Source organism: Caballeronia sp. (assembly GCF_049581465.1).
Lineage (GTDB): Bacteria > Pseudomonadota > Gammaproteobacteria > Burkholderiales > Burkholderiaceae > Caballeronia.
Window position 1 is genome coordinate 1 of the sequence record NZ_JBAUSA010000901.1, and the last position, 2177, is coordinate 2177.

General features: G+C 58.3%; 2 protein-coding genes. One reads left to right on the forward strand and one right to left on the reverse strand.

All coding sequences use genetic code 11. The features are described from left to right. Positions 1-1632 (forward strand): VWA domain-containing protein (locus tag WCA53_RS22085; RefSeq protein WP_423915593.1); only part of this gene is annotated, 1632 nt, incomplete at its 5' end. Between the two features lie 43 nt (positions 1633-1675). Here the strand turns inward: WCA53_RS22085 and WCA53_RS22090 are convergent. Continuing rightward, the coding region (locus WCA53_RS22090; RefSeq protein WP_423915594.1) for an alpha-L-fucosidase at positions 1676-2177 on the reverse strand (502 nt) is incomplete at its 5' end.

Here is a 2177-nt window from a genome sequence, read left to right on the forward strand (position 1 = left end):
GGCTCTGTCGATGTGCTCCAGGATTTTTCTTCTGATCGCAATCGGCTCTTGAGCATTCTCCAGACGATGCTCGTCGGAGAAGGGCAAGGCTCGCAGGATTCGATCGACGACTCCAGCAGCGCGGACACAGGCGCAGCGTTCGGGCAGGACGACAGCGAGTTCAATGTATTCAACAACGACCGTCAACTTTCAGCCCTGCAAACTGCGGCTGAGATGCTGACAAGCATGAACGAGAAGAAATCGCTGATCTACTTTGCCAGCGGCCTTCGGTTGCACGGGATCGATAACCAGGCGCAACTGCACGCAACGGTCGATGCAGCGATTCGTGCAGGCGTGACCTTCTGGCCCGTGGATGCTCGTGGTCTCGTGGCGAATGCGCCGCTGGGGGACGCAACGCAGGGCTCGCCCGGCGGTCAGGCAATGTACACGGGTGCGTCGGCCCAGGCAGTGAGCGACAACTTCCAGCAATCGCAGGACACTCTGTACTCGCTCGCGGCAGACACAGGAGGGAAGGCGCTCCTGGATAATAACGACCTGACGCGCGGCATCACTCAAGCGCAGCGAGCGGTGACGGACTACTACGTTCTCGGGTACTACACATCAAATACTGCGCAGAACGGTCATTTCCGGAAGATAAAGCTGACGCTCAACAGCGATGCCAATGCTTCGCTGGATTACCGGCAAGGCTACTACGCGAACAAGGAGTTTGCGCACTTCAACGAAGCGGACAAGGAGCGGCAGCTCGAGGATGCCTTGATGCTGGGCGACCCCATTACCGAGCTGACGGTATCGATGGAGATCAACTACTTCCAGTTGAATCGAGCCGAGTACTATGTGCCGCTGGTGGTAAAGATCCCGGGAAGGGAACTGGCGCTGGCGAAGAAGATGGGCTCCGAGCACACAGTGATCGATTTCGTCTGCGAGATCAAGGATGACTTCGGAGGTACGACAGTCAGCAATATTCGCGACAGCGTCAATATCAAACTAAGCGATCAGACGGCGGCGCAGTTGGCGCACCAGCCCATTGAGTACGACGCCGGCGTGACACTGCTGCCGGGACATTACACGATCAAGTTCCTGGCGCGTGATGACGAAACGGGACGTATCGGCACCTTCCAGACGTCTTTCTACATTCCGAACCTGAACAAGGTCACCACGCAGATCCCCATCAGCTCAGTTGTGTTGAGCAGCCAGCGTGTAAATACCGGAGACGCCTTATACAACGCGGTCCACGGTAAGCAGTCTGTCAAGAACGATGCTGCCAATCCACTCGTGCAGGACGGCCAAAAGCTTATCCCCAGTGTGACCCGGGTCTTCAAAGTCGACAAAGAACTCTACGTATTCCTGCAGGCTTACACGGCGCCCTCGGCACAGACGACCCCAGCCACACCGCCCCAGACCAAACTGATAGTTGGCTACGTCAGCCTGTACTCGGGCGGGCAACTTGCTTTTACGTCGAAGTTGCTCGCCGCCACTCCGCAGACGAACACTCGTTTGGGAGTGATCCCGTTTACCTTTACGCTTCCGCTCGGGACGCTGAAAACGGCGAACTATGAGTGCCAGATCACGCTGCTCGATGCAGAACAGCACCGCGTTGCATTCTGGCGAGGTCCTTTGCGAATTGTTCCATGAGATGACTCAATGAGCACAACTCTGCTCCTCAGCGAGGTCCGGCCTACGCCACAATCCCCAGCGGAAGGGAGCCCTCAATACGGAGGCAGTATGCCTGCTCTCCCAGCGTGGCGGCAGGCATGGTCACCTCGAGCGCCTCGGGGCTCTGCGTAAACTGCAACCGAGCCGCCTCTCCCAGAAGAGTCACACGTTCTACCTTTGCTTTCGCGGCAGCGAACGATCGTAGCCGCGCCGTCCGCGCAGGACGCCTGTACCCAAACGCATAGAGCGCATCGCGTCCGGCTGTGAATCGGAAATCCGCTTCGCTTGGCGGCGGCAGCTTTTCGCGGGTAACTCTCGGCCCGGGTTGGTCGGTTGAGCCGCCCTTCCAGTCACCTGGCGCTTCTGAGGGAATCAAAGGACCCTCACCGAAAATCATCCACGCGCGAGTGCCATAGATGCCCTCGCCATTTACCCGCAGCCACTCCCCAATTCCGGCAAGCGACGCCTGTTGCTCCGCGGGGATCGACCCGTCTCCGCGAGGAGAGATATTGAGCAACAGGTTT